Raw genomic sequence first — 4,301 nt, 5'->3', positions numbered from 1 at the left:
GCAGGTGCGGAACCCCGCAAGGGAAAGAAGCAGAAACCTAAATCGTGAGGTTTGGGAATCACCGTCCGTTTACGGCGGTGAGGATGTCAATTCCTTGACGGTGGCCAGTATTTCCCCTAAATTGAGGGCGAGGGTGGGTTCCCCGCTACCACTGAGAGTGACTATATCCACATCCCAAGGAGCAAAATCCCTTAAATCCCTGCTAATTTGTTCGCTGGTGATAAAAGTTTTTCGTTGCTCGGTTTTTTTGCTCAATTTCTCCTAACTGACAGTAGGCACAGTTAAAGGAACAGGTGGAAACTAAACCAATCGGATCAATGCCCAGGGAACTGCCGAAACGCCAAGAGGCAACCGGACTATATACGGAGCAGAAATAATCATGGCCAGCAGTCATCGAACATACCGAAAAAACACGGAGAGGGAGGGATTCGAACCCTCGGTACGGTCTTACGATTCGTACAACAGATTAGCAATCTGCCGCATTCGACCACTCTGCCACCTCTCCAAGATGACATTATTTTAGTCTAACATGAAAGGCCGATTTTTGGCAAGTAATTTTTGGGCAGTTAATCGCTTAAACGACCATCCTCCATGTTGACAATGCGATCGGCGATGTCGAGAATCCGGTTATCGTGGGTGACGAGTAAAATCGTGCAACCTTGTTCTTTTGCCAATTTCTGCATGATTTCCACCACATCGCGCCCGGATTGTTTATCTAAGGCCGCGGTCGGTTCATCCGCGAGGACTAATTTGGGATGACTGACGAGGGCGCGAGCGATCGCAACCCGTTGTTTTTGTCCCCCTGATAGATCATGGGGATAGTAATCAACGCGGTCACCTAAACCTACCGACTCCAAAATTGCCGTGGCTTTTTGATCGAGATCTTGTTCTAAAAACTCCTCGTGCAGTTCCAAAGACATCCTAACGTTTTGTTTCGCTGTCAGGAATTTTAGTAAATTATGTGCTTGAAAAATATAGCCAATTTGACGGCGAATTTTCAGCATTTTGCCCTTAGCAATTCCTAACATTTCTTGGCCGAGAATTTTTAAACTGCCCTCTTGTGCCGATCGCAAACCTCCCATTAAACTCAATAAAGTAGTTTTCCCCGATCCCGAAGGACCAGTCATAATCACTACTTCCCCCGCTTTAATTTCCAGATCGATATCGTATAAAACCTGTTTTTTTAATTCCCCCGTGCCAAAATAGTGATTTAAGCCTTTAATGGCAATTACGGGTTCGTTAGGGCTAAAATTCCCTAATTCTCGCTCTTTTTGAAAAATCAGCATTGTTTCACCCTTGATAGCTTAGAAAATATCGGCCGGATCTGCTGTCCTTAATTTGCCCATAGCGACAATTCCAGAGGCAATACACATAATAATTGTTAGGATTAAAACTTCGATCGCCCTAGGGGTAGTCATCACTATCGGTAAAAGTGTAGCGGAGGAAGCGAGATGATAAACACCAAGAGAAACGATAAACCCCGGTATATATCCCAAAACCGCTAGTAATAAAGCCTCTTGCATCAAAACCCCGACTAAATACCAATCACCGTAACCCATAGCTTTTAGGGTAGCGTATTCGGGTAAGTGATCGGTGACATCGGAATAGAGAATCTGATAGACAATGACGATACCGACGATAAAACCGACTACTGTACCTAAACCAAAGATAAAACCAATGGCTGTACCATTTGCCCAATAGGTTTTTTCCCTTTCAGCAAATTCTTTTAAAGTAAGGACAATTACTTCATTTTTAGGTAGAAGTGCCTGTAAATTGGCTTTTACTGCCTCTATATTTGCCCCCGGTTGCAGTTTCACCAGTCCTATATCGATTTCGTGGGGTTGGCGTTCGGGAAAGAGCCTTAAAAAGGTAGAATCACTGCTAATGACGTTACCATCGGCAGCAAAGGAGGCACCAAGGGTAAAAATTCCCGCTACCTGTACCTCTTTTCTATTTAACTGAACTGTCAAATCGGGTTTTTTCTGGAGTAAATCGGCAATTGGACCGAATTCTGGTCTTCCTGCTTGATCGTACAAGACGCGATTTAACATCTTCAGATCACTGGATTTTTGATTAACTTCCGGGAGAGTAAAAACCCGTTGACTGGGATCAAAACCAAAGACTAAAGTAGTTCTTTCTAGGGCAGTTTCGGGATTGCGCCACTGGGCAGAAGCAATATAAACTGGGGCTAAAGATTGAATGCCCTCGACTCTTTTAGCTTGGTACAAGCGATCGCGTGAGAAACTTTTCACAGCAAAGAGGGTATCAAATTGGGGATTAATCAGGACTAAATCCGCATCGAGGACATAATGGGGTTTAACGGAAGCATCAAATAAGGCATCCCGAAACCCCAACTGCGTGAAAATTAAGAAGTCTGCAAAAGCAATCCCGGCAATAGCCACGATCAAACGGGTTTTCTCTCGCGTCACCTGTAACCAAGATAGGGGCGTTTTTTTGAATAGATGGGTTAGTTTCATGGAAAACCTACTCATGGATAGTTACAGTTACTTGGGAATTGGTTAAACCTGCCACTTTTTGACTGTTTTCGCGATTTAAGGCAATACGGACAGAGATAACTTTGCGATCGAAGTTTTCTCCTGGTTGATTGCTGAATATATTTTGTTGGTCAACTTTTAAAGCAATTAAGCGCACTTTTCCGCTAACTTCGCCCGTAAACGCCGATCCGGTAATCGTGGCAGTTTGTCCCTCGCGAATTTTCCCGATATCGCTTTGATAGATTTCGGCAATTACTTCCATGCGATCGGTTTCAGCGAGGTCAACAATTCCTTGAGCGCTGATTTGTTCCCCGATCCGGGTATTGACTTTAATCACTTTGCCGGTAATTGGCGATCGAATATAGGCCTGATTTAACTCGGTTTGGGCTTTTTTAACGGCAACTAGGGCAGCATTTACCTCCGCTTGGGCTGCCCGCACATCGACTCCCCGCACTTCTGAGACTTGATTTAAAGTGGATTTGGCCTCTTTGATCTGCTGTTGACCGGTGGATTCAATCCGGGCTAGGGTAGTCTTGGCTTCTTGTATCTCTTGTTTGCCGGTGCGTTCAATCCTCTCTAGGGTAACTTTTGCTTCTGTGAGTTGTTGATTACTGGTTTCTAAATTCAGTCTTTTACTATCAAAACTAGAGGCGGAAATTGCCCCTTCTTGATAGAGTTTTTCGTAGCGATCAAATTCAGCTTTGGCATTGCGATATTCTGCTTCTAATTTGCCAATTGTCGCTTTTTGGGCAGCCCTATCCCCTTCTAATTGCGCTGTTAATCTTTGGATAGTTGTCCGTTGGTTTGCTTGATCGCCTAACCATTGTGCCTCGATTTTCCGCACGTTAGCGGTGTTAGCATCGATTTCGCCGACTTTTGCCCCAGCTTTCACCTGTTCTAGTTTGGCTGCGGCTACTTTCACCTGTTCTTGTGCCTGTCGCAGGTTATCCTCTAATCTTTCCTGACTTTCGAGAATGGCGATTATTTGTCCCGTTTTGACGCTATCTCCTTCATCGACTAATAATTGCTTGACTCGATCGGAATCAAGCAACATCGGGGCAGATATACTGATAATTTCTGTCCTTGGTTCAATTCTGCCTAAAGCGGTGATTTTTTGCGGTGCGGACGACGCAACTACAGGGGTTTTGGTTTCGGGTTTGGGTGCGACTTGGGAAAGGCTATAAAAGGTGGTTATTCCTAATAATCCTGTGCCTAATACTATTAACCCGATAATTAACTTCTGATTGGGTTTCACAAAAGTTTTACCGTTCATAGAATTTCTGTTAGTAATTTTGCAGTTAATAAGCGATTGTTGGGGGTTAACAGTTTTTCTGTAAATAAGTAGTAAGAATTTTACCTAATAATTCCATTTGTTCATCGATCGCAATCTGTTCATTGCACCACAGGCGCTCTAATATCAGTCCATTAATAACGCTGACAACTAACCAAGCTACACTCGGATCGGTAATACCTAAAATCTCGATTACTGCCTGATGATAGCGGCGATCAATGCGCTCAAAAAATTGACTACGACGCAGTTCTTCTCGTCCTTGGTATTGAGAATAATCAATCCATAAGAATAATTGTTTGATGCAGGAATCCTCGCGATTAATCATAAATTTTCCGAGAATTTTTAGCTTTTCTATCAGGGTTTTTCCTCGATCAATCTCGGCTTTAGCTATTGACATCCTCGCCGCCGTAAAACGGACGGCGATCCCTCACCACGCCACTTTTTTAGGGTGGTCGCGTCAACGGGGTTGACGCGACCCGGGATGCTGCTTCTTTAACAGAAGTCTTACGCTTTCC

4 protein-coding genes, 1 tRNA gene and 1 pseudogene are annotated in these 4,301 nt (G+C 44.0%); all 6 read right to left on the bottom strand.

Annotation, left to right across the window (positions count from 1 at the left end; genetic code table 11):
- Positions 1 to 75: 75 nt before the first annotated feature.
- A pseudogene (locus BGL89_RS17350) lies at positions 76 to 394 on the bottom strand (radical SAM protein); the annotation flags it as partial.
- Between the two features lie 19 nt (positions 395 to 413).
- Positions 414 to 505: transfer RNA gene (locus tag BGL89_RS17345), tRNA-Ser, on the bottom strand.
- A 61-nt stretch (positions 506 to 566) separates the two neighbouring features.
- Complete coding sequence (locus BGL89_RS17340; protein ID WP_286826783.1) at positions 567 to 1,286, bottom strand: DevA family ABC transporter ATP-binding protein; 720 nt, start codon at positions 1,284 to 1,286, stop codon at positions 567 to 569.
- 18 nt (positions 1,287 to 1,304) lie between these two features.
- Entirely contained in the window at positions 1,305 to 2,477 is a 1,173-nt protein-coding gene (gene devC, locus BGL89_RS17335) for an ABC transporter permease DevC (RefSeq protein ID WP_286826782.1), read from the bottom strand.
- Between the two features lie 7 nt (positions 2,478 to 2,484).
- Positions 2,485 to 3,768 (bottom strand): ABC exporter membrane fusion protein, encoded by a 1,284-nt coding sequence (locus BGL89_RS17330; RefSeq protein ID WP_286826781.1) that lies wholly within the window; start codon positions 3,766 to 3,768, stop codon positions 2,485 to 2,487.
- Positions 3,769 to 3,814: 46 nt separating this feature from the next.
- Positions 3,815 to 4,183 carry a hypothetical protein gene (locus BGL89_RS17325; protein ID WP_286826780.1) on the bottom strand — a complete coding sequence of 123 codons (369 nt, stop codon included), beginning with the start codon at positions 4,181 to 4,183 and terminating at the stop codon, positions 3,815 to 3,817.
- Positions 4,184 to 4,301 lie beyond the last annotated feature (118 nt).

It is taken from the genome of Microcystis sp. LSC13-02 (assembly GCA_002282935.1).
Classification (GTDB): domain Bacteria; phylum Cyanobacteriota; class Cyanobacteriia; order Cyanobacteriales; family Microcystaceae; genus Microcystis.
The sequence above is the reverse complement of the archived record's forward strand: the minus strand, read 5'-3'. Positions and strand labels throughout refer to the sequence as shown.

Bases quoted from the DNA above. Each gene is read 5' to 3' on its own strand.
- devC (WP_286826782.1), bottom strand. From the start codon at position 2,477: ATGAAACTAACCCATCTATTCAAAAAAACGCCCCTATCTTGGTTACAG.
- BGL89_RS17340 (WP_286826783.1), bottom strand. From the start codon at position 1,286: ATGCTGATTTTTCAAAAAGAGCGAGAATTAGGGAATTTTAGCCCTAAC.
- BGL89_RS17330 (WP_286826781.1), bottom strand. From the start codon at position 3,768: ATGAACGGTAAAACTTTTGTGAAACCCAATCAGAAGTTAATTATCGGG.
- BGL89_RS17325 (WP_286826780.1), bottom strand. From the start codon at position 4,183: ATGTCAATAGCTAAAGCCGAGATTGATCGAGGAAAAACCCTGATAGAA.